This window comes from Flavobacterium sp. (assembly GCF_027533505.1).
Classification (GTDB): Bacteria; Bacteroidota; Bacteroidia; order Flavobacteriales; family Flavobacteriaceae; genus Flavobacterium.
Genome location: NZ_JAPZUB010000028.1, coordinates 26,998 through 52,201, shown reverse-complemented (window position 1 = coordinate 52,201; position 25,204 = coordinate 26,998). Strand labels below are relative to the sequence as shown.

At 41.8% G+C, this 25,204-nt stretch carries 29 protein-coding genes and 1 pseudogene; 18 read left to right on the top strand and 12 right to left on the bottom strand.

Annotated features, from left to right (window positions below; all coding sequences use genetic code 11):
• Positions 1-514 precede the first annotated feature (514 nt).
• Positions 515-1,462 carry a thioredoxin-disulfide reductase gene (trxB, locus tag O9316_RS06145; RefSeq protein ID WP_298203394.1) on the top strand — a complete coding sequence of 316 codons (948 nt, stop codon included), beginning with the start codon at positions 515-517 and terminating at the stop codon, positions 1,460-1,462.
• 286 nt (positions 1,463-1,748) lie between these two features.
• On the opposite strand, the gene rho is transcribed toward trxB, so the two are convergent.
• Positions 1,749-3,665, bottom strand: a complete 1,917-nt coding sequence (gene rho, locus O9316_RS06140; protein WP_298203393.1) for a transcription termination factor Rho — start codon at positions 3,663-3,665, stop codon at positions 1,749-1,751.
• 190 nt (positions 3,666-3,855) lie between these two features.
• Here rho and O9316_RS06135 point away from each other — a divergent pair, with 190 nt between their 5' ends.
• The 3 genes from O9316_RS06135 (at position 3,856) to O9316_RS06125 (ending at position 5,495) form a co-directional block, all read left to right on the top strand.
• Entirely contained in the window at positions 3,856-4,269 is a 414-nt protein-coding gene (locus tag O9316_RS06135) for a DUF4293 family protein (protein WP_298203392.1), read from the top strand.
• 85 nt (positions 4,270-4,354) lie between these two features.
• Positions 4,355-4,873, top strand: a complete 519-nt coding sequence (locus tag O9316_RS06130; RefSeq protein WP_298203391.1) for an STM3941 family protein — start codon at positions 4,355-4,357, stop codon at positions 4,871-4,873.
• 67 nt (positions 4,874-4,940) lie between these two features.
• On the top strand, positions 4,941-5,495 hold the full coding sequence (locus O9316_RS06125; RefSeq protein WP_298203390.1) for a porin family protein: 555 nt from the start codon (positions 4,941-4,943) through the stop codon (positions 5,493-5,495).
• Here O9316_RS06125 and O9316_RS06120 read toward each other — a convergent pair.
• Positions 5,492-6,004 (bottom strand): metallophosphoesterase family protein, encoded by a 513-nt coding sequence (locus O9316_RS06120; protein WP_298203389.1) that lies wholly within the window; start codon positions 6,002-6,004, stop codon positions 5,492-5,494. The genes O9316_RS06125 and O9316_RS06120 overlap by 4 nt on opposite strands.
• 109 nt (positions 6,005-6,113) lie before the next feature.
• On the opposite strand from O9316_RS06120, the gene truA reads away from it, so the two are divergent.
• Complete coding sequence (gene truA / locus O9316_RS06115; protein ID WP_298203388.1) at positions 6,114-6,863, top strand: tRNA pseudouridine(38-40) synthase TruA; 750 nt, start codon at positions 6,114-6,116, stop codon at positions 6,861-6,863.
• Between the two features lie 3 nt (positions 6,864-6,866).
• Positions 6,867-8,624, top strand: coding sequence for an ABC transporter ATP-binding protein (locus O9316_RS06110; protein ID WP_298203387.1), 1,758 nt, complete (start codon positions 6,867-6,869; stop codon positions 8,622-8,624).
• 17 nt (positions 8,625-8,641) lie between these two features.
• On the opposite strand, the gene O9316_RS06105 is transcribed toward O9316_RS06110, so the two are convergent.
• Complete coding sequence (locus tag O9316_RS06105) at positions 8,642-9,394, bottom strand: peptide deformylase (protein WP_298203386.1); 753 nt, start codon at positions 9,392-9,394, stop codon at positions 8,642-8,644.
• A 10-nt stretch (positions 9,395-9,404) separates the two neighbouring features.
• Positions 9,405-10,016 carry a hypothetical protein gene (locus tag O9316_RS06100; RefSeq protein WP_298203385.1) on the bottom strand — a complete coding sequence of 204 codons (612 nt, stop codon included), beginning with the start codon at positions 10,014-10,016 and terminating at the stop codon, positions 9,405-9,407.
• A 228-nt stretch (positions 10,017-10,244) separates the two neighbouring features.
• Between O9316_RS06100 and lpdA the strand changes: the two genes are divergently transcribed.
• Together lpdA and O9316_RS06090 are read left to right on the top strand one after the other, a co-directional pair.
• A complete protein-coding gene (gene lpdA, locus O9316_RS06095; protein WP_298203384.1) occupies positions 10,245-11,633 on the top strand; it encodes a dihydrolipoyl dehydrogenase in 1,389 nt (462 codons plus the stop codon).
• A gap of 226 nt (positions 11,634-11,859) precedes the next feature.
• Positions 11,860-12,387 carry a hypothetical protein gene (locus O9316_RS06090; protein ID WP_298203383.1) on the top strand — a complete coding sequence of 176 codons (528 nt, stop codon included), beginning with the start codon at positions 11,860-11,862 and terminating at the stop codon, positions 12,385-12,387.
• Positions 12,388-12,393: 6 nt separating this feature from the next.
• Here O9316_RS06090 and O9316_RS06085 read toward each other — a convergent pair whose 3' ends face one another.
• From O9316_RS06085 to O9316_RS06075, 3 genes are read right to left on the bottom strand one after another with little or no spacing between them, the layout of a single operon-like run.
• Positions 12,394-13,515 carry a cysteine desulfurase family protein gene (locus tag O9316_RS06085; RefSeq protein ID WP_298203382.1) on the bottom strand — a complete coding sequence of 374 codons (1,122 nt, stop codon included), beginning with the start codon at positions 13,513-13,515 and terminating at the stop codon, positions 12,394-12,396.
• A gap of 27 nt (positions 13,516-13,542) precedes the next feature.
• Complete coding sequence (locus O9316_RS06080) at positions 13,543-14,106, bottom strand: Smr/MutS family protein (protein WP_298203381.1); 564 nt, start codon at positions 14,104-14,106, stop codon at positions 13,543-13,545.
• Positions 14,093-14,269, bottom strand: a complete 177-nt coding sequence (locus O9316_RS06075; RefSeq protein WP_297514328.1) for a hypothetical protein — start codon at positions 14,267-14,269, stop codon at positions 14,093-14,095. Before O9316_RS06075 ends, O9316_RS06080 begins: the two co-directional genes overlap by 14 nt.
• 95 nt (positions 14,270-14,364) lie before the next feature.
• Between O9316_RS06075 and O9316_RS06070 the strand changes: the two genes are divergently transcribed.
• Positions 14,365-14,649 carry a DUF2752 domain-containing protein gene (locus tag O9316_RS06070; protein ID WP_298203380.1) on the top strand — a complete coding sequence of 95 codons (285 nt, stop codon included), beginning with the start codon at positions 14,365-14,367 and terminating at the stop codon, positions 14,647-14,649.
• 17 nt (positions 14,650-14,666) lie between these two features.
• A complete protein-coding gene (locus O9316_RS06065) occupies positions 14,667-15,002 on the top strand; it encodes a CCC motif membrane protein (RefSeq protein ID WP_298203379.1) in 336 nt (111 codons plus the stop codon).
• 60 nt (positions 15,003-15,062) lie between these two features.
• Here the strand turns inward: O9316_RS06065 and O9316_RS06060 are convergent, their stop codons facing one another.
• From O9316_RS06060 to O9316_RS06050, 3 genes and pseudogenes are all read right to left on the bottom strand, one after another.
• A complete protein-coding gene (locus tag O9316_RS06060; protein ID WP_298203378.1) occupies positions 15,063-15,500 on the bottom strand; it encodes a DUF5362 family protein in 438 nt (145 codons plus the stop codon).
• A gap of 3 nt (positions 15,501-15,503) precedes the next feature.
• Complete coding sequence (gene rocD, locus O9316_RS06055; protein ID WP_298203377.1) at positions 15,504-16,790, bottom strand: ornithine--oxo-acid transaminase; 1,287 nt, start codon at positions 16,788-16,790, stop codon at positions 15,504-15,506.
• A 227-nt stretch (positions 16,791-17,017) separates the two neighbouring features.
• Positions 17,018-17,437 (bottom strand): annotated as a pseudogene (locus O9316_RS06050) (DUF1003 domain-containing protein); the annotation flags it as partial.
• A gap of 211 nt (positions 17,438-17,648) precedes the next feature.
• On the opposite strand from O9316_RS06050, the gene rlmD reads away from it, so the two are divergent.
• Genes rlmD through O9316_RS06035 form a run of 3 tightly spaced genes read left to right on the top strand, consistent with a single transcriptional unit; the run spans position 17,649 to position 20,381 of the window.
• On the top strand, positions 17,649-19,061 hold the full coding sequence (gene rlmD, locus O9316_RS06045; RefSeq protein ID WP_298203376.1) for a 23S rRNA (uracil(1939)-C(5))-methyltransferase RlmD: 1,413 nt from the start codon (positions 17,649-17,651) through the stop codon (positions 19,059-19,061).
• Positions 19,062-19,066: 5 nt separating this feature from the next.
• Positions 19,067-19,576: a DUF6452 family protein gene (locus tag O9316_RS06040; protein WP_298203375.1), complete on the top strand. Its 510-nt coding sequence runs from the start codon at positions 19,067-19,069 to the stop codon at positions 19,574-19,576.
• A complete protein-coding gene (locus O9316_RS06035; RefSeq protein ID WP_298203374.1) occupies positions 19,557-20,381 on the top strand; it encodes a DUF6048 family protein in 825 nt (274 codons plus the stop codon). The genes O9316_RS06040 and O9316_RS06035 overlap by 20 nt, the downstream gene beginning before the upstream one ends.
• A 1-nt stretch (position 20,382) precedes the next feature.
• Here the strand turns inward: O9316_RS06035 and O9316_RS06030 are convergent, their stop codons facing one another.
• Positions 20,383-20,619 carry a hypothetical protein gene (locus O9316_RS06030; RefSeq protein WP_298203373.1) on the bottom strand — a complete coding sequence of 79 codons (237 nt, stop codon included), beginning with the start codon at positions 20,617-20,619 and terminating at the stop codon, positions 20,383-20,385.
• Positions 20,620-21,777 carry a THUMP domain-containing protein gene (locus O9316_RS06025; protein WP_298203372.1) on the bottom strand — a complete coding sequence of 386 codons (1,158 nt, stop codon included), beginning with the start codon at positions 21,775-21,777 and terminating at the stop codon, positions 20,620-20,622. It lies immediately after the preceding gene.
• Between the two features lie 137 nt (positions 21,778-21,914).
• On the opposite strand from O9316_RS06025, the gene O9316_RS06020 reads away from it, so the two are divergent.
• The 5 genes from O9316_RS06020 to O9316_RS06000 all read left to right on the top strand — a co-directional run bounded on the left by O9316_RS06020 (position 21,915) and on the right by O9316_RS06000 (position 25,051).
• Positions 21,915-22,670, top strand: a complete 756-nt coding sequence (locus tag O9316_RS06020; protein WP_298203371.1) for a class I SAM-dependent methyltransferase — start codon at positions 21,915-21,917, stop codon at positions 22,668-22,670.
• Between the two features lie 146 nt (positions 22,671-22,816).
• Positions 22,817-23,488, top strand: a complete 672-nt coding sequence (locus tag O9316_RS06015; RefSeq protein ID WP_298203370.1) for a ZIP family metal transporter — start codon at positions 22,817-22,819, stop codon at positions 23,486-23,488.
• Between the two features lie 83 nt (positions 23,489-23,571).
• Complete coding sequence (locus tag O9316_RS06010) at positions 23,572-23,952, top strand: PH domain-containing protein (protein WP_297514263.1); 381 nt, start codon at positions 23,572-23,574, stop codon at positions 23,950-23,952.
• A 2-nt stretch (positions 23,953-23,954) separates the two neighbouring features.
• Positions 23,955-24,767, top strand: a complete 813-nt coding sequence (gene murQ / locus O9316_RS06005; protein ID WP_298203369.1) for an N-acetylmuramic acid 6-phosphate etherase — start codon at positions 23,955-23,957, stop codon at positions 24,765-24,767.
• A gap of 53 nt (positions 24,768-24,820) precedes the next feature.
• A complete protein-coding gene (locus O9316_RS06000; RefSeq protein ID WP_298203368.1) occupies positions 24,821-25,051 on the top strand; it encodes a DUF6095 family protein in 231 nt (76 codons plus the stop codon).
• Positions 25,052-25,204 lie beyond the last annotated feature (153 nt).

The following is a 25,204-nucleotide window of genomic DNA, read 5'->3' as shown; positions in this document are numbered from 1 at the left end:
TAAAAGTGTGGTTTGACGTTGATTGTAGTGTTTGAAATTCATGTCTAATCATCTGTAAATCAGATATAAATATACAAATTACAACTCTTTTATGCAAGAAAAAACGTAAAAAAAAACCGTCTCAAGTTGTGAGACGGCTTCTTTTTTGTACTACACGTGCCAAAAGTTTACTTTTGAGCTAAGTGAAGTACAAAAAAAGTGCGGACAAAGCCTGCTAAGGCGGGTCTCTTTTTTCTTGAGCAACCTACCCCCTTCAGGATATGTAATCCTGCTTTTTTAGCTCCAAAACAATTTATAAATGTACTGCGGACACAGCCTGCTAAGGCGGGTCCCTTTTTTCTTGAGCAACCTACCCCCTTCAGGATATGTAATCCTGTTATTTTATCCTGAATTCATTTTATACTCTAGGTCAATATAACCTGAACTTATGATAAAATTGTTAATTACAATTTAGTTTTCACGTAAATCAAAAAGAGAAAAAAGTAACTTTGCGTCGCTAAAAATATATTACATCATGTCAGACACAATAGAAAAAGTAAAATGCCTAATCATAGGTTCGGGGCCAGCTGGATATACCGCTGCAATTTATGCTTCCCGCGCTAATATGTTTCCTGTGCTATACCAAGGAACACAACCCGGTGGTCAATTAACCACTACAAACGAAGTGGAAAATTTCCCAGGCTATCCTGAAGGTGTTACAGGGCCCGAAATGATGGTACAACTTCAAGAGCAAGCCAAACGCTTTGGTGCTGACATTCGTGATGGATGGGTTACCAAAGTTGATTTTAGCGGACCCATTCATAAAGTTTGGATTCATGATGCTACCGAAATTCATTGTGAAACGGTCATTATTTCCACAGGAGCTTCTGCTAAATATTTGGGATTACCTTCCGAGCAACATTACCTTCAAATGGGAGGTGGTGTTTCCGCCTGTGCTGTATGCGATGGTTTCTTTTACCGAAATCAAGAGGTAGTAATCGTTGGAGCCGGAGACTCAGCTTGTGAAGAAGCCCATTATTTATCCAAACTTTGTAAAAAAGTAACGATGCTTGTGCGCAGTGAGAAATTTAGAGCCTCTCGAATTATGGAAGATCGCGTTCGAAAAACCGAAAATATTGAGATACTCATGCACACTGAAACCGTTGAAGTTTTAGGTGATGGACAAGTTGTTACGGGCGTAAAAGTTGTCAATCGCGCGAGTGGTGAAACCCGGGAAATTCCGGCTACTGGTTTTTTTGTAGCCATTGGACACCAACCCAATACCGAAATTTTCAAGGATTATATTACCTTGGATGGAACAGGCTATGTGATTAATATTCCAGGTACGTCCAAAACAAATGTAGCAGGCGTTTTCGTAGCTGGTGATGCCGCCGATCACGTGTATCGTCAAGCAATTACAGCGGCGGGAACAGGATGTATGGCTGCTTTGGATGCCGAACGCTATCTTGCCTCTAAAGAATAACCAATCGTATATAAAACTAAACGAAGAGTCGCCCAATGCGGCTCTTTTTTTTTAATAAAACTGCAAACTGAGCACTACCCTCTGATCAATGATCTGGGCGATCCCTTCGGGCCGGGCTTTCGGCAGTCGCTGCCTCCGTTCCTCCGGCGAGCTTCTACAATGCCTCAATCCCTATCGCGAGTCGGTGCCAAAAACAACTTTGGTAAAAAAAAATAAAACCTAACAGGTTTTAAAAACCTGTTAGGTTTACTACTATTTCAATACAAACCCCTAAAAGCCCGCACTTTTAATCATTCATCGAAATCAAAAACTCGTCATTCGTTCGCGTCTTTTTGATTTTATCATTGATAGTATCCATCGCTTCCACAGGATTCATATCGGCCAAAAACTTGCGTAAAATCCACATACGTTGTAACGTTTTCTCATCCAACAACAAATCATCACGACGCGTACTCGACGAGGTAAGGTCGATTGCTGGGAAAATACGTCGGTTGGCAATCTTGCGATCCAATTGAAGTTCCATATTCCCCGTTCCTTTAAATTCCTCAAAAATAACCTCGTCCATTTTCGATCCCGTTTCCGTTAATGCCGTAGCAATAATACTTAATGAACCTCCATTTTCAACATTACGCGCCGCTCCAAAGAAACGTTTTGGTTTTTGTAACGCATTGGCATCTACACCACCACTCAACACTTTTCCAGAAGCCGGCTGAACCGTATTATAGGCACGAGCCAAACGGGTAATCGAATCCAATAAAATCACTACGTCATGACCACATTCAACCAATCGTTTGGCCTTTTCCAAAACAATATTGGCAATTTTTACGTGTTCTTGCGGTTCACGATCAAAGGTAGAAGCAATCACTTCCCCACGCACACTGCGCTGCATATCGGTCACCTCCTCAGGACGCTCATCAATTAATAACACCAAAAGATAGACCTCAGGATGGTTGGCTGCAATCGCATTGGCAATATCCTTCAACAGCATAGTCTTTCCTGTTTTAGGCTGCGCCACAATCATCCCGCGTTGCCCTTTACCAATCGGAGAAAACAAATCAATGATTCGGGTAGAAACCGACGCTTGCTTGGCATCCATTTTGAACTTTTCCTGGGGAAAAATCGGGGTCAAATGGTCAAAAGATACCCGATCACGTACCACTTGCGGGTCATGTCCGTTTATTTTTAAAACTTTAACCAAAGGGAAGAACTTCTCACTTTCTTTGGGAGGTCTAACCACCCCTTTGACCGTGTCTCCGGTTTTCAAACCAAACAAACGAATCTGAGATGTTGATAAATAAATATCGTCAGGAGAAGCCAAATAATTATAATCTGAAGATCGTAAAAAACCATAGCCATCGGGCATCATTTCCAAAACGCCTTCACAGTCGATAATGCCGTCAAACTCGTAGTCAGCATCCCGAACATTTTGGGTCTTTTTAAATTTATTGTTTTGGTTGGCATAGGATGAATTTCCGTTACCATTCGCATTTCCATTGGGGTTTCCATTGCCATTTCCATTGGCATTCGAAACATAAACGGGTTCAGTTATCGGAATATCAACATTTGGGCCTGGGGGTACAAACTCAGGGCGACTTTTTTGGGGTGGTGTTCCGACTGGTTTTCGCTCCTCTTGTTTCGCTCCACGGATAGGCTCCATAAAATCCGATGGAAGCGATTCTGTAGTGATTTGTGGCGGCATAAAGGGCTCATAATCCACAGGAGCTCCAGTAATATTAGGCGTCACAATGTTACGTTGAAACGGTTTTCGTTGACGCTCCAGAGCGTTTTCACGACCCTCGCGAACAAAAGATTTTGGTGTTTCCTCCGCTGGAGCTGCTGAAGGTGTGGTCTCAGCAACGGGAGTAGGCACGGACTCAGGCTGCTTTGGTTTTCGTCCACGGCGCTTGGGTTCTTCTGCATGTTGTTCTTCCGCAGCAGCTTCTTTTACCGTCATTTCCGAGGGTGCGTCAGCCGTAAATAAATTACCCACAGCAGATTCTTGCGACGAAATTCGAGGTCTTCTTCCGCGTTTAGAAAAAGTTGTCGGTGGCGTTTCTCCTCGATTGACCGCTTCTTGATGCGCAATAATCAATTCAATAAGTGCCTCTTTTTTTACACCAGCAAATTTTATGGTTTGTGCCAACTTGGCAATATCCTGAAGCTCAGAAAGCTTCATGGTTTTTAACGTTGAAATGTCAAACATATAATGATAACAAAGCGATTAAATTAGGGGTCTTTCTAAATACAATACAGTGGAGTTTTGCTCGAGAAATAAATTCCGTGAGATTGAAGTGTTTACGGAATTGCCATGCAATAATACGAATAAAAATTCAGGGCGCAATAGTTTTTTAAAAAAAGAAATACTATTTTTGAGCCTCAAATTTGAACAGGTAATGTTTCAACGTATTCAAACACTTTACATGGCTGGAGCCATTCTTACTTCTGGATTTCTAGGCTATGTTTTTCCGCTGTGGAAAGACGCCAATGGTAAGGATTTCTTTTTCATGATGGAGGTTTCGTACTTAGTCCTCTCTGGGGCAGCCACTGCACTCATTGCTATGAGTATAATTTCCTTTAAAAACCGCAAACAACAGTTCGTTTTCAACCGACTGTCCATCATATTAAATTTAATTTTATTAGGATTATTGATTTACCGCTCACTAAATGTATCCGGAGAAACCCCAACGGTTTCAGAGAAGGGTATTGGGATGTTCCTTCCTATTTTTTCTATCGTACTTTTGGCTTTAGCCAATAAAGCCATCAAAAAGGATGAAGATCTCGTAAAATCTGTGGACCGTATTCGGTAAACCTGTAAACTTAGTTTATTAGTGCGTTAAAATCCGTTTCTTTGGAAACGGATTTTTTATTTTTACCACGTTAAATAACCTCTCCATGGCAACCACCCTGCACATCCCGCAAAAGAAAACAAAACTTTGGATTTCATTACTCGGCGCAATTTGCTTTGTAAGCATGGGTTTCTTTATCCTTTCCAAACCGCAATCCAAGGATACATGGGCCCCAATTTTTGGATGGGCTAGCATCCTTTTCTTCGGACTCACAGGCTTGTTAAGCATAATAAAACTCCTTGATACCCGACCCGCTTTGATCATTAATGATAAAGGGATTTGGGACAATACCTCGTTTATGCAAGTTGGACTCATCACATGGAATTCTATAACCAAAATAACCCACCAAAAAGTAGTTAATAATCACTTTATTTTTATTTATACCAAAGACCCTGAAGTATACCTCAACAAAGTTTCTGGAATATCCTTACGCATCCTGCGAAAAAACCAACATGGATTTGGCACCCCTTTTACCATCAACGGCAATGGCGTTCGCTATAATATCACACAATTGTATCAACTGCTTCAGTCAGAATGGGAAAAACACCATAGCAAAACCACTTAAATCACTTTTTTTTACCATGGCACAATGATTGATTCGTTTTATTCGTTAATCTGTAAAAACAAGACCGATGAAAAAGTTTTTCTTAGTGCTATTATTTTGTACTACCACTATCCAATTTGGAAGCGCTCAATTTTTAAAATTTGGTGTAAAAGCTGGTGTTAATTTTGCCAACTACAATGGTGGATCTGTTCAAGGTGTCAATTTCTCAACACTCACCAGCTACCACGCAGGAATGGTACTCGAAGCAAAAATAATGGAGAATTTTTCGCTACAATCCGAACTCCTATACGCTACCCAAGGCGCCGAGCTAAGCGGATTCGGCACTCAAGTAAAAAATGAATTAGGGTATTTAGCCGTTCCCGTTTTAGCCAAATTCTACCTCACCAAAGATGGCCTAAGCCTTGAAATGGGGCCTCAAGCTTCAATTTTGGTCAATCAACGTAATTCTTTTTCACTAGGAGATACCCAAACGTTTGATTTCGCTCTGGCCGGCGGACTTAGTTATAAAATCACTAAAGAACTGTTTGTTTCGGGACGGTATCTCGCAGGCCTCACCGAACCCAAACGCGATGCCGATGTCAAAAATGCCGTGGAACAATTTTCCGTAGGCTATTTATTCTAAACCCCACGAGATAAGGCACGTGGACCCAATTCAACAATTTCTAAATCTTTAATGTTTGCCCCATCAATAACCATTCGTAAAAGGGTTCGAACGTGATGAAATCCGTGAATACCCGCCGCTCCGGGATTCAAATGCAAAAGGTTTAGGGTTTTGTCAAATTGCACTTTCAAAATATGCGAATGCCCACAAATAAACACCTGGGGTGGTTGCGCCTTTAATTCTTCTCGAATTGCGGGATGATACTTTCCAGGATATCCCCCAATATGGGTAATCCAAACGGAAACCTCTTCGCAAAAAAAACGGTTATGCAACGGAAATTCAGCACGTGCTTGGTGATCGTCTATATTACCATAAACAGCGCGCAAGGGACGAACCTTTTTTATCGCATCTGTCACTGCTAAATCGCCAATATCACCTGCATGCCACACCTCATCAGCCCATGCAACATGATGCATAATTCGGGCATCTATATGACTATGAGTGTCGGATAAAACTAAAATTTTTCGCATCAAAACAAGCTAAAAAAAGGCACTGCAAGATACATGGTTTTCTTAAGAAATGATTCACTATCCCCAAAGCAAATCTTTGTACCTTTGCTCCTGAAAACCCCATAATGCTTTGAGATATTTTATCGAATTTGCTTACAAAGGCACTGCCTATCACGGCTGGCAATACCAACCCAATGCCGCGTCGGTTCAAGAAACACTAACCCAAGCGTTGTCGTTAATGCTTCGGGAACCGGTTGAACTCACCGGCGCTGGACGAACCGATACTGGTGTGCATGCCCGGCAAATGTTTGCGCATTTTGACAGTGAAGTCCCATTTTTTTTCGCTGATCTAATCAAAAAATTAAACGCTTACCTCCCCAAAGACATTGCGGTTTGGGACCTGTATACAGTAACCCCCGAAGCACATGCGCGTTTTGATGCGACACAACGAACCTATGAATACCACATTCACCGTCGCAAAGATGCCTTTGAATGCCAAAACAGTTGGTTATTCCCGCATCCCTTAGACATCAACCGAATGAACGAGGCTTGTAAACTGCTTTTAAAACACACTGATTTTGAGTGCTTTTCGAAGTTGCATACCGACGTCAAAACATTTTTTTGTACACTCACGCATGCTGAATGGACATGCCAAGGGGACCGTTGGATTTTTACCATTAGCGCCGATCGTTTTCTCCGAAATATGGTGCGCGCCATCGTCGGAACATTAATCGATATAGGAACAGGAAAAACGAACTTACGCGACCTTGAACAAATTTTAGCGAGTAAAAACCGAAGTAAAGCGGGATTCTCTGTCCCTGCCCAGGGACTCTACCTTACCGAAGTGCATTACCCCTATATCCCCTTTCGAGCACGATAACCCATGAAAGCAAAAGCCTTTGATTCCAAACTTTTCCGGCGAATTCTCACCTACACTACCCCCTACAAACTCTTGTACCGTGGTGTTGTGGCCACCGCTATTCTACTTTCGATAGTTACAGCTTTACGTCCGTTTTTATTAAAAAAAACAGTCGATGTGTATATCGAACCCAAGGACAGCTATGGCCTGTTATGGTATGTGATTCTAATGGGAATTGTGCTGATCTTAGAGGGTGTTTTCCAGTTTTTCTTCGTTTACTGGGCCAATTTATTGGGACAAAATATCATTCGCGATATTCGTCAACAATTGTTCACCCATTTGCTTCGCTTTCGAATGAAATACTTTGATACCGCACCTGTAGGACAATTAGTGACTCGTACAGTTACGGATATCGAACAAATAGCGCGTATTTTCAGCCAAGGCCTTTTCATGATTATCAGTGATTTACTGAAAATGGTGGTGGTACTCGCATTTATGTTTTATATGAATTGGAGGCTTACCCTCATCGTGGTGGCTGCCATGCCTCTTTTGGTCTACGTCACCCGTATTTTTCAACGTAAAATGCAAGTGGCCTTTGAAGAAGTACGCCACCAAGTTGCCGCCATGAACACCTTTGTGCAGGAACGGGTCACAGGCATGAAAATCGTTCAACTTTTTAACCGTGAAACAATTGAATACCAAAAGTTTAAAGAAATCAACCAAAAGCACAATAAAGCGTGGATGAAAACTATTTTGTACAACTCTATTTTCTTTCCCATTGCCGATATCATCTCCTCGCTTTGCCTTGCACTAGTGGTTTTGTATGGTGGATTTCGAATTTTGGATGGCGACAAATTCACCACATTTGGCGACCTGATTTCGTATACCATGTTTATCGGAATGCTTTTCAATCCCTTACGTCAAATTGCGGATAAATTCAATGAAATGCAAATGGGGATGATTGCTGGAAATCGCGTTTTTGATGTCCTCGATGCCCAAGATGACAAGCAAGAAGGTGGAACGCTAGAGGCGCCCCAATTTAAAGGTAAAATTGAATTACAAAACGTACGTTTCAGTTACATCCCCGGTGAAGAAGTTTTGAAAGGAATATCAATCCGTATACAACCCGGACAAACTATAGCCATTGTGGGAGCCACAGGGGCAGGAAAATCGACCATCATCAATTTATTAAATCGTTTTTACGAAATCGATTCGGGAACCATAACCATTGATGATACCCCAATCGATGCCTTTACACTCCCCAGCCTCCGCCGACAAATTGCGGTCGTTTTACAAGATGTCTTTCTTTTTGCCGATACAATTTATAACAACATTACCTTGGGCAATCCCAATATTAGCCGAAAAGATGTCGAAGCCGCCGCCGCCCGAATCGGAATTGCCGATTTTATTGAATCACTCCCAGGAGGCTATGATCATGACGTAAAAGAACGTGGAGTCATGCTTTCTTCGGGACAACGGCAACTCATTGCATTCTTGCGGGCTTACCTCAGTAACCCGAGCATTTTAATTCTGGATGAAGCCACCTCCTCTATCGACACCCACGCCGAGGAACTCATTCAACACGCTACCGAAACCATCACCAAAGGACGAACAGCTATAGTGATCGCGCACCGTTTGGCCACCATCGTCAATGCCGATACCATTATTGTGATGGAAAAAGGTGAAATCGTTGAAACAGGTAACCACCAAGAACTCTTGCAATTGGAAAATGGCTATTACCGAAAACTTTACGAATCTCAATTTTCAGAGACACCAATGTAATGGATTTGACACGCACCTTACTTTTTCAAACCAAATTCATCCACCGTTTTATTCACTTGAAACCCCTGAATAAGCAGTGGTAACGAATCGGAAGCCACCTCAAAAAAAGGAAGTCTACCCTGCTGTATTTTTTGATCTAAATCAGATTTGGATTCGAAATGTTGCGCAATGTCCAAATATGTGCCGCCCATCAAGTGTCTAAATTCATGCTGAAAAATGACCGCAGCAAATCCGTCCAATCGGCCCTCCCGCCAGCTTCCATCCAAATTTTGACAACGGTAGGCAATCCACTCAAACGTAGCCACATTCCCCCTTTTTTCATTCGCTGCACTCAAACAACCATGCCAAAAATTCTTTCGTCCAAGGGAAACCTCAGTAATCATGGGATTAATGAACAATTGCTTGGCAACAGGCCCCAAAACCTTGTACCGCGGATTGGTAGCCTTGGCCTCAATAAAAAAAAGCTGCAAGCGTTTTCCAATCTGATTGGCGGCAATGCCTACCCCAGCTTGCCGAACCATTACAGCATACAAACTGTCAGTAAAGCGTTGTAACTCGGGGGTTCCAAATTCCGCCGATCGAATTCTTCGCGGCACTTGATAAAGAGTATTAGCAACTCTATCCGAGGATGAAACGGGTTGATGCTGCACCACCGAAAACCCCTCTTTGGGAAGGGTTAACGTAAGGGCATTCGGCACGTTTTGACACGTTTGCACTACCAAAAAAACGAAGGAGGCCAGAAGCCATCGGAAAGAAATCGAAACGTTCATATGTTCATCATTAGTACATTGAAAACTGCTTTGACGCCAACAAATACAATACGGCCAAGGAAGTATGATCACCCCATGACGATGCTACTGCTCGCATTTGGGCTTTTAATTTTACCTTTGGATCCAATGAATAATGGGCAATCATAATTTGTTTTAAATGGTAGTCCTCATAGGGAACCACTTGAGGCCGTTGCAATGTAAACAATAAAATCATATCGATTGTCCAAGGGCCTATGCCATTGATAGCCGATAAAGTTGTTCGAACAGCTGCATCGCTCATCGCTTCAAAATCGAATGTATGGGTGTTCCAAAATTCAACCACTGCCAAGAGTGTCGCATACTTTGCCTCAGAAAGCGCCAGGGGAGCGAGTCCAAACTGTTCAAATGGACCAAAGTTTGCCGGCATGAGTTGGCTAATCCCTGAACGATCTAACGCTTTGGCAAAAATTTTCTTGCTACTGCGGTAGTGAATTTGTTGCTCAACGATACAACTCACCAAATCGTGAAACACATTACGGGTTGATTCCCAATCAGGCACAATGCCACGATCAATAATTTTTGCCAGTACAGCATCCGATTGCCGTAAATGTTGGATTGCTGTTTGAGTAGATAGTAACCACATAATCACAAAGATAGAAAGAAGTGGCCAATGCTAGAACGTACAAAATTTTAAATAAAAATTGAATAGAAAAGCATCGTCCCTTCAAGCCGTCATCGGGAGGAAAAAGGCAACCCATAATTTCCTGCCTCTAAACCGCAATAACGACATAGAGGACTAAAAAAAAATCCGTAAATTCGCATTCGAATTGACAGCTCGTCAATACACTAATTTAAGAAATACCTTTTTGCAATGAAATACGATATTATTGTTTTAGGAAGCGGACCCGGTGGATATGTAACGGCTATCCGAGCTTCTCAATTGGGCTTTAAAGTAGCGCTTATTGAAAAAGAAAATCTAGGTGGAATCTGTTTGAATTGGGGATGTATTCCTACCAAAGCCTTGTTGAAATCAGCACAAGTGTTTGACTATTTAAAACACGCCTCCGATTACGGCTTAACTGTGAAAGAATTTGACAAGGATTTTAATGCGGTAATTGCACGGTCACGTTCGGTTGCCGACGGCATGAGCAAAGGGGTACAATTTTTAATGAAAAAAAATAAAATCGATGTCATTGACGGTTTTGGAAAAATCAAACCCGGAAAAAAAGTCGATGTCACAGCGGCCGATGGTAAAGTGACGGAATACAGTGCCGACCATATCATTATTGCTACAGGAGCACGTTCACGGGAGCTGCCCAACCTACCCCAAGATGGTAAAAAAATCATCGGCTACCGACAAGCCATGACACTTCCCGAGCAACCTAAGAAAATGATCGTCGTGGGGTCGGGAGCGATCGGGGTTGAATTTGCCCATTTTTACAACACCATGGGTACCGACGTGACTATTGTGGAATTTATGCCCAACATCGTTCCTGTAGAGGATGAAGATATCTCCAAACAATTTGAACGCTCTTTGAAAAAATCGGGCGTGAATATCATGACCAATGCCTCTGTGGAACGCGTTGATACATCCGGTGCTGGTGTAAAAGCCTTTGTCAAAACCGCCAAAGGAGAAGAAGTTTTGGAAGCCGATATCGTACTTTCCGCTGTTGGAATCAAAACCAACATTGAAAATATCGGCCTTGAAGAAACCGGTATTGCCACCGATCGCGATAAAATTTTAGTCAACAGCTATTACCAAACCAATGTTCCCGGATACTATGCCATTGGCGATGTAACTCCCGGACAAGCGTTGGCGCACGTTGCCTCGGCTGAGGGAATTATCTGTGTTGAAAAGATTGCAGGACTCCATGTGGAACCCCTAGATTATGGCAATATTCCGGGTTGTACCTATGCGACTCCTGAAATTGCCTCTGTTGGGTTAACCGAAAAAGCCGCCAAGGAAAAAGGTTACGAAATTAAAGTGGGGAAATTCCCGTTCACCGCCTCTGGGAAAGCAAAAGCAGCTGGAACTCCCGATGGTTTTGTGAAAGTGATTTTCGATGCCAAATACGGCGAATGGTTGGGCTGCCACATGATTGGCGCTGGCGTAACCGATATGATTGCCGAAGCGGTCGTGGCACGTAAATTAGAAACCACTGGCCATGAAATCTTAAAAGCCGTTCACCCCCACCCCACCATGAGCGAAGCAGTAATGGAAGCCGTTGCCGATGCGTATGGTGAAGTAATTCATATGTAAGTAAAGTTGCTGAGATTCTGAGCTTCTGAGTTGAAGGTAACCCCCATAAAAAGTCACTAGTTACTAATCACTAGTTACTAGTCACTAAAAAGAACCGTTCCACCCGAACGGTTTTTTTTTTATCCGGCTTCTCCTGCTGTCCGCTTCAAGTCCTCGGGGTTGGCCCTGTTTTTTTTGGGCGCCGTCGGGGGCTTCCAAGGGCGCCCCACAGCACCACAAAAAAACGTTGGCCCACCCCCTCCGGGCTTTTCACTTCCATCAGGGCCGTGGCTGCGAATTCGTTGTAAGTAAATGCATCACCAAAAAAAAGTATCTTTACGGGTATTTTCGCATCATCATGGTATTCAACACCTACCCTATTCCCCGTTCCATTCATTACATTAATCTAGTGTTATGGATTACATTTCAATGCTGTGGCTTTGTTTGGAAAAATGAAATCACCACCGTTCCTCAATTGGAATTCATATTCTTTCAGGAAAGCCAATCCATTGCAGCAAACCTTACACACCCTTTAATTATCCTAGGCTTATTCGGTCAAATTATGTTACTCGTGCACGCTTTTCGACGCCGTTGGAACCGAACTTTAAATACGATTGTGGTAGGAGTTTTGGCGCTTATTATTGGTTTTTTAGCTGTGGTAGGATGCCTCGCTAAAGAATGGATTATGGTAGGAATGCAACTTCCCTTTCTATTAAGTGTTTGTATTTACTTTTTCTTCGCCTATAAAAAAACCGAAGGGGAAGTCCTTCGGTAGCTTGTATTACACCCCTTTCAAGGCATTGCACAACGCATCGATATCGTCTTTGGTGTTAAACCTACTGAAGGAGATTCGCAAGGCTGGTCGCTTTAAATCGTCTTCAGCGACAAATTGCGCTAAGACATGCGAAGGCTTCGAACTCCCGCTTTGACAAGCACTACCGCGCGAAACCGCAATTCCTTTGATATCCAAATTAAACAACAACATCGCCGCTTTTTCTTCAGGCAAAGGCAAGGTAACGTTCAAAATATTATAAAACGTATGTTCTCCATTGGCTTTGATACCCGGAAACACTAGTTGCAATTGTTCCCAGCAGTAAAATTTCAATGCCTCAATATAGCCTTGATCATGCGCCAAATCGGCCATATCCAATTCCAATGCTTTGGCCATCCCTGCAATTTGATGCACTGCTTCTGTTCCGGCCCGTAACCCTTTTTCCTGCTCGCCCCCGACAATCATAGGTTTCAATACCACATTTTTTGAAATATAGGCAAATCCAACACCTTTTGGTCCGTGGAACTTATGTGCACTTGCCACTGCAAAATCTAAGGGCAAATCGTGAAAATGCAATAGTGTTTTTCCCACCGATTGAACCGTATCACAATGAAAAAGAGCTTTATGTTGCCGACATAGCTCCCCAACCGCACGAATATTTAAAACAGCACCCGTTTCGTTATTGACATGCATCAAAGTAACCAATGTTGGAATATCCTGTTGCAATAAGTCGGCTACGCCCCCAATGGCCACAGTCCCATCAGCATTTGCAGGAAGATATACAACTGCAACACCAAAATCCTCAGCCAATTTCTCAACGGTATACAAGGTAGCATGATGTTCCATGCGGGACGTAATCAAGCGTTTAATGCCTAGATCCCGCACCGCACTGGTCAAAATCATATTCGTAGCCTCCGTGGCATTGGCCGTAAAAATAAGTTCCCGAGCCTCACATCCCATCCATTGCGCAATAGATTTTCGCGCCGATTCAATAATCGACTTGGCACTTCGTCCGTAACTATGGGTCGAGGAGGCATTCCCATATTCCGATTGCATGACCTCCACCATACAATCAATTACCTCAGGACGTAAGGGAGTAGTGGCTGCATTATCCAGATAAACTCGTTTCATGTTATTCATTTGCCCAGCAAAAGTAGGCTATTTTACATTTTGTTGAAAATAGATTTCGGTAGCACCCATTCCATATTTTTGATAGCTCGCTTCTTGGAAAGATACTTGCGGGTACTTGCGCATTAAAAATTCCAACTCGGTGCGAAGTACACCTTCACCTACACCATGAATCAATACGATTTTGGGAATACGGTTTTTTATCGCAAATTCTATATGACGCTGGGCCGTTTCAAGTTGCAATGTAAGGATATCATAGTGCGATAAACCCGCTACTTTTTTGACTAATTTTTCAATGTGTAAATCAAATTCAGGAGTGCCACGGTCGCGATTTTCCGACTTAAAAATGACTTTTTTGGAAGCATTCGAAGGCGTTTTATCAATTTTCAACTTATATAACGCATCACTTTTGTTAAATGTATTTAAAATATTGGCATCATGCTCTTTAACCAATTCGTTGACAAAAAATGTCATCGCAAAATCATCGGTTGTTTTGAGGGTGATTTGATCGTTTTGCACATCAATGACAACCCCGCGAATAGCCTCATCCAAAACCGCAACGGTATCCCCTACTTCGAACTTATTCTGTTTCATCGTGTTCTTTTTTGGAGGGTATTTTTGCTGATAATTTAACCATACAAAAAACAAAAACGAGACCTGCAAAAGCCATCAAATAATAATTGGGTGCTGCCTTACTTTGTTCATACAAGGCTACCCCTGCCGCCACCAATAAAAGCGGAATTAACCATTTATCCATAGGAATTATGTTTTGTTTTCAAAAATAACGAACCTGCCTCCAGTTCCCTGTATTTATGTTTCTTTTTTTTGTAAAATTGTAAAAAAGTTCAAGGTATGGAAGACTACATGTTGCCATGTATGTTTAAACAAACTTTTGGTTTTGATTGTATGGGATGCGGATTACAACGTGCCTTATACCTTCTTGTGCAAGGGGATTTTTACGGCGCTTTTGTGCTTTATCCTCCTGTATACACCTTACTCCTTCTTCTTGGAATTACAGTGCGTTTTGGCTTGAAACCGACACAAAAAAACGGACGTCATGTACTTGTTATCGCCCTACTAAACGTAATTGTAATACTGGGTGCCTACTGTATTAAAATGAAAGATTTCTTTTTTTAACCTTAAAAACAACCACTATGGAAAAACAAAAATTGCCGAATGCTACCGCCGTACTCATCCTGGGGATTCTCTCTTTTCTAACCTTCTGTTGCTATGGAATATTTGGAATTGTCTTTGGACTTGTAGGTTACCTCATGAGCCGCAGCGACTCTAAAAGACTTCAAGAAAATCCGGACGAATACAGCAACCAAAACGTTCATACAATTGGCAAAATTTTATCGCTTATCGGTTTGATTTTAGGAGTATTAACGCTCATTTTCTTCATTTGGATTATCATGAAAATCGGTATGGAAAACATGCAGGATGAAGAAATGGTTCGCCGCCGCGTCGAAGAGCTTTTCGGAAAACGTTAAAAATACAAAAGAGGCTGTCCGTAATTTCAGACAGCCTCTTTATCTTATAAAAGAATGCGATTAAACACCACTCGCCATACGCATCATGTAAATAACCATCCCTATTACCATGAGAATATACAAAGCGATTAAGACAATCATTGAGACACCGAGGTACTTATGATGCGACTTTAAGTTTTGCAATGCAAAAGCCAGACTTTCAGTATTATTGATTCGTAAAGCTTCTGTTGTTGTGGTAGCATATCGATACAAGTATACCACAGGTGGAATATAAAAGGCGGCGCATAAAATATAAAAAACACCTATGCCTTTTTTGGCAGCACCAAAAATACCAAAACCGGGATTGCTTTGCGTGCTAAACCCCCAAAAAACACCTACCAACAACATTAAGGCAAGTCCAATAAAACCTAATACAGCCAAAAACAAGCACCAACGTGCACTTACCCGAAGGGCTTCTTTGGCCAAATCATTAAGGTAAAGCGTATTTTGATTTTCCATAGCTTAATTCGATTCGGGTTCAAACCCAGTCAAGGTTTTGGTAATAATCGCCACACATTCTAGTAATTGTGCTTCTGTCATTACTAAAGGCGGAGCAAATCGAATAATGTTTCCATGCGTGGGTTTGGCTAATAAGCCATTTTCAGCCAACTTGACACAAATATTCCAAGCGGTTTCACTTTCTTCCGTATCGTTGATTACAATCGCATTTAACAAACCTTTACCGCGTACCAAGCGAACAATGTTACTTTGCGCGACATATTCTCCTAATTTCTTACGGAAAATTTGACCCAATCGACGGGCATTTTGGGCTAAATCTTCTTCACTCACGACCTCCAAAGCCGCGATTGCAGTGGCCGCAGCTACAGGGTTCCCACCAAAGGTCGAACCGTGCTGCCCAGGACGAATTACATCCATCACTGCATTATCTGCCAAGACCGCCGAAACGGGATAAGCCCCTCCTGACAATGCCTTACCGAGAATTAAAACATCTGGCCGAACATATGTTGCTTGGCGCTCACACTGCTTTTCACAAGAACAATTTCCGCAAACCGCTAATAGCGAACCCGTACGCGCAATTCCGGTTTGTACCTCATCCGCCAAAAGAAGCACGTTATATTGAGAACATAAAGTCCGAGCGCGCGCCAAAAAATCCTCATCGGGAACATACACGCCCGCCTCTCCTTGAATGGGTTCGACTAAGAAACCTGCCACATTTGGCGAAGCGGCTAAAGCACGTTCTAAAGCATCAATATCGTTATAGGGAATCTTTATAAATCCAGCAGTATAGGGTCCGAAATTAGCGCGAGCATTCGTATCATTAGAAAAAGAAATAATCGTAGTCGTTCGGCCATGAAAATTCCCATCACACACAATAATTTGCGCTTCATTTTCAGCAATACCTTTTCGTTCATAGGCCCATTTGCGGCAAATTTTTAACGCCGTCTCTACAGCTTCAGCCCCCGTATTCATGGGTAAAACCTTGTCAAATCCAAAATAACGCGTAATAAATTGTTCATACACCCCCAATTTATCATTGTAAAAGGCGCGTGAAGTTAAGGTAAGCGTTTGTGCTTGATGCACCATAGCACCTACAATTTTAGGATGACAATGTCCTTGATTAACTGCAGAATAGGCGGATAGAAAATCATAATATTGTTTTCCCTCGGCATCCCAAACATACACCCCTTCGCCGCGACTTAAAACCACGGGGAGCGGGTGGTAATTGTGAGCACCGTATTGATCTTCCAATGCAATAGCTTCTTGAGATCGTAATTTTTCACTAATCATACCGGATCGTAATTTAAAAAAGTAACTTGAGTATTCCTTCTTATGGAGAGAAATCATCCGTTGTGCGCTACAAAACTACGGATTCTTCGTTCAACTTCATAGCGCAATTCTAAAATTCGCAATCGATTTCGAAAGCAACGAATTGAAGTATAAACCGAATTTATATTTTAATTATAATTAAATTAAAATCATATTTTTAACATAGTTTATCTAAACCTATATATCAATTAACATTCATCCTTTTTTCGGACTGACAATTGCTGTAATAATTCGATTTGCTGTCGCTGTAACGCCATTAATTCCTCGTGTTGATGTTTTAAGATATGATCCATTTTCTGATGCAACACACGGATCTCATGCTCCGCTTTTAGATTGATAACAAAATCTTTTTTGGCCCGTTCACGATCCTTTTCCTCTTGGCGATTTTGACTCATCATGATTATTGGTGCTTGTAAGGCAGCGATACAGGACAAAATCAAATTCAGTAAAATAAACGGATATGGATCAAATCCTTGATTGTGAAACCAAAATACATTAGCCGCAATCCAAAGGAGTAAAAAACAGAAAAAACTAATAATAAACGTCCAACTCCCCCCAAAATCAGCTACTTTATCTGCAATTCGTTGTCCAAAGGTGCGTTGATCATCGGTTTCATCCAATTCGATAATACTTTCTATCTCCGTATGTTTTTTCATGGCTCACGTTGTTGATTGCTCAAATGTAAGGCTTCTTTACTAATATCGTTCTTTGGTAATCAAAAACACGTCGGGAGGCATACTTTGCTATTTTTTTCTAGTTCCTTACCAATTAATTTTCCAAAACTATTTCGTTTCGCCTGCAATCCCCTATTTTTGCGCTATGGGAAAACGTAAACAAGACCGCGTCATTTTTGAAAAAATTGCCGTATTGGATGCAGGAGCCAAAGGGGTTTCGGTAGCTAAAGCACCGGATGGAAAAGTAATTTTTATTCCCAATGTGGTGCCTGGCGATATTGTGGATGTGCAAACTTTTCGCAAACGCAAAGCGTATTACGAAGGAAAAGCAATTCGTTTTCATCAGTATTCGGAGCATCGCATCGAACCCGTATGTCAGCATTTTGGTGTTTGCGGGGGATGCAAATGGCAAAATATGAGCTACAACCAACAATTGGTCTACAAACACAATGAAGTATTCAATCATTTGAAACGCATTGGAAAGATTGAATTGCCCGATTTTGAACCCATTTTAGGTTCAAAAGATCAGTTCTTTTACCGCAATAAAATGGAATTTGGATTCTCAAACGCCCGTTGGCTTACCGATGCTGAAATCCAGTCAGACACCACCTTTGACAACCAAAATGCACTGGGTTTCCACATTCCAAAGATGTGGGATAAAATACTAGATATTGAAAAATGTTGGTTGCAAGCCGACCCGTCTAATGCGATTCGTAACGGACTTAAAGCCTTTGCCAATGCGAACGGCCTTACCTTTTTTGATGCTCGAAATCATAGTGGTTTGTTGCGCACTTTGATGATTCGTACCGCGTCAACGGGAGAAGTTATGGTGGTGGTTCAATTTTTTGACGATAATAAGGAAGAACGCGCATTGGTTATGGAATATCTTGCCAACACTTTCCCTGCGATTACGTCTTTACAATACGTCATCAACCAAAAAGCCAATGACACTTTATACGACCAAAATATCATCCTCTACAAAGGCCGCGACTATATCTTGGAGGAAATGGAGGGATTGCATTTTAGCATCAACGCTAAGTCATTTTACCAAACCAATTCAGCGCAAGCCTATGAATTGTACAAGATTACCCGTGAATTTGCTGGGTTAACGGGGCAAGAATTGGTCTATGATTTGTATACTGGAACGGGAACCATTGCGCAATTTGTATCCAAACAAGCCAAGAAAGTTATTGGGGTTGAAGCCGTGCCCGAAGCCATAGCCGATGCCAAAGAAAATGCCAAACGTAATGGCATTACCAACTGTGATTTTTTTGTTGGCGATATGAAGAATGTATTCAACACCGAGTTCATTGCGCAACATGGCACACCTGATGTGATTATCACCGACCCACCGCGCGATGGCATGCACAAAGATGTCGTAGCACAAATTTTACACATTGCTCCCAAACGTGTTGTATATGTTAGTTGCAACTCGGCTACCCAAGCCCGTGACTTAGCCTTAATGGATGAAAAATATAAAGTTTCTCGAGTGCGCCCTGTGGACATGTTTCCACAAACGCATCATGTGGAAAATGTTGTACTTTTGGAATTACGATAAATTTTATGATGCGCTTCACTGTACTTTTACTATTGCCTGTTCTTTTTGTCTTCTCCGGTTGTGAGAAAGACGACATTTGTAGTGACACGACGCCTACCACTCCGCGATTGGTGATTGAATTTTATGATGTATCGAATTTGACACAAACTAAAAATGTTTCAAATCTTGTCCTTAAAGCCAATGGGGTATCCGAAACCCTTAGCTTTAATGGGGTAAGCAAAATCTATGTGCCCTTTGACACAACATTGGATACCGCGCAATTTGAATTGATCCAGAATGGGGGTGATAACGACACGACCAACGACAACATCGATATTATCACCATGAACTACACACGAACTACGCAGTATGTTTCTCGTGCTTGTGGTTATAAACTGAATTTTGTTTTAAATCCAACTAACGGTTTTAGTTTCACAGACGCTACACCTAATGACGGCTTGTGGATACAAACCATGGGGATATACCAATCAACGATCACTAATGAAAATGAAGTCCATGTCAAACTCTATTTCTAGATTACTCATGTGCCTCTTCGTGGTGGGTTCGGCTTGGGGACAAACCGCTACCCCTGTGACCAAAGATAGTATTCCTGTCAAAAAAGACACCCTTGCTCCTAAAAAAGACAAGTACGGGTTGCGCGTAGGTGTGGACTTATTTAAACTGTCGCGTTCGTTTTATGATACTAATTACCGAGGGGTAGAGCTCACTGGGGATTTTCGATTAACCCGGAAGCATTATCTTGCCGTGGAACTCGGGAATGAAAAGAAAACCGTTCAAGAAGATCATTTTAACTTTACCACCAACGGAAGTTTTATTCGCGTAGGCTTTGATTACAACAGTTACGAGAACTGGACGGGCATGAACAATCAAGTATATACGGGTTTACGCTATGGATTCAGTTCGTTTAGTCAAACGTTAAACTCGTACTCGATTTATTACCCCAACAACTTATTTCCCCTACCGCTAATTACGCCCAATACTGAATTTTCTGGACTCACAGCCCATTGGGCCGAAGTGGTAGCTGGAGTTAAAGCTGAACTATTCTCCAATTTTTTTATGGGATTTAGTTTTCGACTTAATTATTTGATTTCAGAAAAAACACCTGCAACCTTTGCTAATTTATACATTCCAGGGTTTAATCGCACTTATGAAGGTCGTTTTGGCGTTGGATTCAACTACACCATTTCGTATCTCGTCCCGTTGTTTAAAGTCACTGTAAAAGATGCAGCGACTCTCGAAAAGGAACGCAAAGCCAAGGAAGCGGCAAAAGCCAAAAAAATGGAAGCTAAATTGGCGCGGGAGGCCAAAAAGAAACGGTAAATCAACCCACCTTCTTCACTCCTTTTAAAAACAACCAACTCATAAAGATTTGTTCACCTTGAGCCGTTTTTATGGCCTGAAATTTGGGCGACAACAATAAGGTAATGACAAAGGCTGCCACCGAAATCCAAATGCCTTGGTACCAAAAATAGGTCGATACCAAATACCGTGCACCGATAAATATTAGGGCAAATACCACAAAATTATACCCTAACGCTTTTGTTTTTTTTGACATCATTTATTGATTTTGAAATTTAGCTTTGCGACTGCCTGCATACAATTCATATTTGACCAAACGGGATTCCAAACTTCCGTTGAATAATTTTATTTTCTTCGAAGGTTTGAGTCCCACAAACTTCAAGGCCTCTAAATTGGCGGTAATAAACCACGCTTCTGTACCGGGATAACTTTGTTTTAAAGTATCGCCCAACTCCCGATAAAAACGCTCTAAATCGATTTCCAAACGTTCCCCATACGGCGGATTGAAAACGAGTTGCAACGGCCCTTGTGTTTCTTTTTCAGTGTCAAAAAAATTGGCTTGCGTTACCGAAATATAGTCTTCCAAATTAGCATTCTGAATATTCTCACGGGCTTTGGCTACGGCACTTGGTGCTTTATCTAACCCTTTTAAGGTATAAGGAAAATCACGTGTTTTTTTCATCAAGCTGTCGATAATAGTATCAAACAAATCGTTGTCCCAATCGGCCCATTTTTCAAAGGCAAATTCTTTTCGGTTGATATTGGCGGGAATATTACAAGCAATCATTGCAGCTTCAATCAATAAGGTCCCCGAACCGCACATAGGATCCATAAAATCCGATTGCCCTTTCCAGCCCGATAACAACAACATGCCGGCGGCCAACACTTCGTTAATTGGGGCAATATTGGTGATTTTTCGATACCCGCGATGGTGTAATGAGGCACCTGAAGTATCCAAAGCCACCGAGACTTGTTCGCGATCTATGTGAACATTGATGCGTAAATCGGGATGGTCTTTATCGATACTGGGACGAATTCCATGGTTTTGACGAAACTGATCCACGATGGCATCTTTGGTTTTTAAGGCTACAAATTGCGAGTGCTTAAAATTTTCTGAATGCAACGTAACATCGACCACAAAAGTTTGGTGGGGATTCAAATACTGACTCCAGTCGATGGTTTGAATTCCTTGGTATAAGGCATTGTCATTAAAGGCACGAAATTGATGAATGGGTTTTAAAATCTTCAACGCGGTTCGCAAGGCCAGATTGGCTTTGTACATAAACCCCTTATCGCCGACAAATCGAACAGCTCGAGTACCCATTTGCACGTCTTGGGCCCCGAGGTCACGTAGTTCTTTGGCTAAAATTTCTTCAAACCCAAAGAGGGTTTTGGCAATCATTTGAAAATTTTCCATACACAAGGAATAACAGTTCCGCAGGTGAAAAATGAAGGAACTCCCTTCGAAGCCTCCCACCAAAAATCCAATTTAATGGATAGTAATGCGCAAAAATACATTAAATTTGCACGTTGAAATTGATTTGAAGCGAATAAATGTCTGAATTGAACTCCTCAACCACGGCCCTATCTGCCGAGCAATGGTACGCCTCTTGGTTTGATACCCCGTATTACCATATTTTGTACAAAGAGCGGAATTATCGGGAAGCACAACTCTTCATGGATAATTTGACGCAGTACCTAAACTTGCCCGAAAAAGCCAAAGTTTTGGATTTAGCCTGTGGTCGCGGTAGACATTCTATTTATTTAAGTCAGTTGGGCTATGATGTTACCGGCGTGGATTTATCGCTCAATAGCATTCAAGAGGCATCCAAAAATGCAAATAAAAATTTGCGTTTTGAAGTTCACGACATGCGTCAACCTTTTCCTGCTCAATTTGATGCTGTTTTCAATTTATTTACCAGTTTTGGCTATTTTGAGGAGGATGAGGATAATTTTAAAACCTTGCAAGCCATACATGATAGTTTGAGTGAATATGGCTTTGGGGTGATTGATTTTATGAATGTGGAGTATGTGTTACACGATTTGGTCCCAGAAGAAACCAAAACAGTGGATGGCATCACCTTTCATATCAAACGCTACACCGATACGAAATACATCATCAAAGAAATACGTTTTGTGGATCAAGGAAAGGATTTTTGTTACTACGAAAAAGTTCGCATGCTGTCATTGGAAGACTTCCAATCGATGATGGAAAGGGCTGGTATTTATCTTTTGGATATTTTTGGCGACTATAAATTGAAGAAATACTATAAAAAAACCAGTGAACGACTCATTATGGTATTTAAGTAGTGAAAAGAGGAAAGAGGAAAGAAGAAAGAAGAAAGAAGAAAGAAAATGAAAAAACAAACTGCTAAATTACACACTTACACAATTACACTCTTAAACTCTTCAACTCTCAAACCCTGAAACTTTAAACCTGAAACCCAATAACACCCATGAACTATATCCTTCCCTTACTTTCTGTGCTACTTGGTTTTGGTGCGGCACTTTGGTGGCAACCGCAAGGGAAAAAGAATTTAAAACTACTCTTGGCGTTTAGTGGATCGTTTTTGCTTTCACTTACGGTCATCAATTTATTGCCTGAAGTTTATACGAAGGACACCCGAACTCATGTTGGTTTGTTCATCATGGTTGGAATAGTATTTCAGATTATGCTTGAATTTTTTTCCAAAGGAGCCGAACACGGTCATGTGCATGGTCACGAGAAAATTCAAACCATGCCTTGGTCTTTATTCATCAGTTTGTGTTTACACGCTTTGTTGGAAGGATTCCCCGTCGGACACCACCAACATTTGGCTTTTGGTATTGCCGTACATCATTTCCCAATTGCGATGATTTTAACGTTATTTTTTCTTAAAGCAGGCATGTCCAAAAAACTTTTATTACTTTTTATGATTGGTTTTGCCCTGATGACTCCCTTCGGAACTGTTTTGGCTGATGCTGTTCCTGTTCTAAAAGGGTATTACCAGGAAATCACCGCAGTCGTTATTGGTATTCTCTTCCATATTTCTTCTACCATCATTTTTGAAAGCAGTGAAGGACACAAATTTAATGTGGCCAAAATCACTGTGATTATTTTTGGGGTAATCATGGCCTCGCTGTTGTAATTTTTGATAAAACTTTAGCGAAAGGTCATCGTGGGTTTTCACCAAGAATATGTACCTTTATTCCATCGAAAATCACAAATAGTATGGGATTATTTTCAGCCTTAATGGGCAACGCTGGACAAGTAAGTCTGGAAAGCTTGCAAAACGAATACGGAAAATTAATGATCGAAGGAGAAACGATTGAAATCGGTTTCAAACTCATCCGCGACACGTTTTTATTTACCAACAAACGCATTCTTCTTGTGGAAAAACAAGGAATTACCGGAAGTAAAATTGAATACAAATCAATACCTTACAAAAGCATCACCCGTTTTAGTGTAGAAAGTGCCGGTACGTTTGATTTGGATGCTGAATTAAAAATTTGGGTATCCAGTGAAGCCAATGCCAGTATCGTCAAACAATTCAACAAATCGGTGAATGTGTACGACGTACAAAAAATCATTACTTACTACACCTGTAAATAGTCATGACTTTTACAAAAACCACCGAGCAGTCCTCAAAATATGACCATTTGGAACAGATGTCGGTTCACGAATTACTAACCCACATCAACAAGGAAGACCAAACGGTTCCTTTGGCTGTTGAAAAAGCCTTGCCACAAATCGAAGCCCTCGTAAACGCTACAGTCAACGCTTTAAAACAAGGCGGACGGTTATTTTATATTGGCGCAGGTACGTCTGGCCGTTTGGGTATTGTCGATGCGTCTGAATGCCCTCCCACTTTTGGCGTACCCCACGAATTGGTTAACGGCATCATAGCTGGGGGCGATCAAGCTATTCGACGCGCGGTAGAAAACGCCGAAGACAGCACAACGCAAGCCTGGCTCGATCTGAAAGCGGCGGGAATTACAGCGGGAGATGTGGTTGTAGGGATCGCTGCTTCGGGGACTACACCTTATGTGATTTCAGGATTAGAAGCGTGCCACAAACACGAAGTCATCACGGGAAGCATCACCTGCAATGCAGGGAGTCCACTGGCGCAAGTAGCCCAATTTCCTGTGGAAGTGGTGGTCGGACCCGAATTTGTAACCGGCAGCAGTCGCATGAAAGCAGGAACTGCGCAAAAATTGGTGCTCAACATGCTCTCTACCGCAACCATGATTCAATTGGGACGCGTTAAAGGGAACAAAATGGTCGATATGCAATTGAGCAATGCCAAACTCGTAGACCGGGGCACCCGCATGATCATGGACGAAATTGGGGTCGACTATGAAACCGCCAACCACTTGCTGTTGACCCACGGCAGCGTGCGTAGGGCTGTTGAAAATTATAAATTTTAAATGATAAATATTGGGTTCCAAAACTCATAACTCATAATTCATAACTTTTAAAAATGAGTACCAACAAAACCCTCTTAGCCACAGGCATCAAATACCTCTTCGGAGCGTTGCCGCTCATGTTCATCGGTCCCAGTGTAATGTACAATGCGTTTATGAACAAACACACGAATTGGCATTATTTGGTATTAGCCCTCGGGTGTGGCATTTGTATCACCTCGGTGTTTTTAGCCTTCAAAGGGTTGCAAACGATGATGAAAGCACTCTTTGATGGAAATCCCCGATAAGGGCCTAGTCATCGTAAATAGTGTCTTTCAAAATGATGACTCCCAACCTGTTCACAAAACACGCATTGAACCCTTAACCCCTAGCCCTGATGGAAGCGGCATCCTCACGGAGTTTACGAAGTGAGATACAGCGTACAGCAGGAACTGCTACAA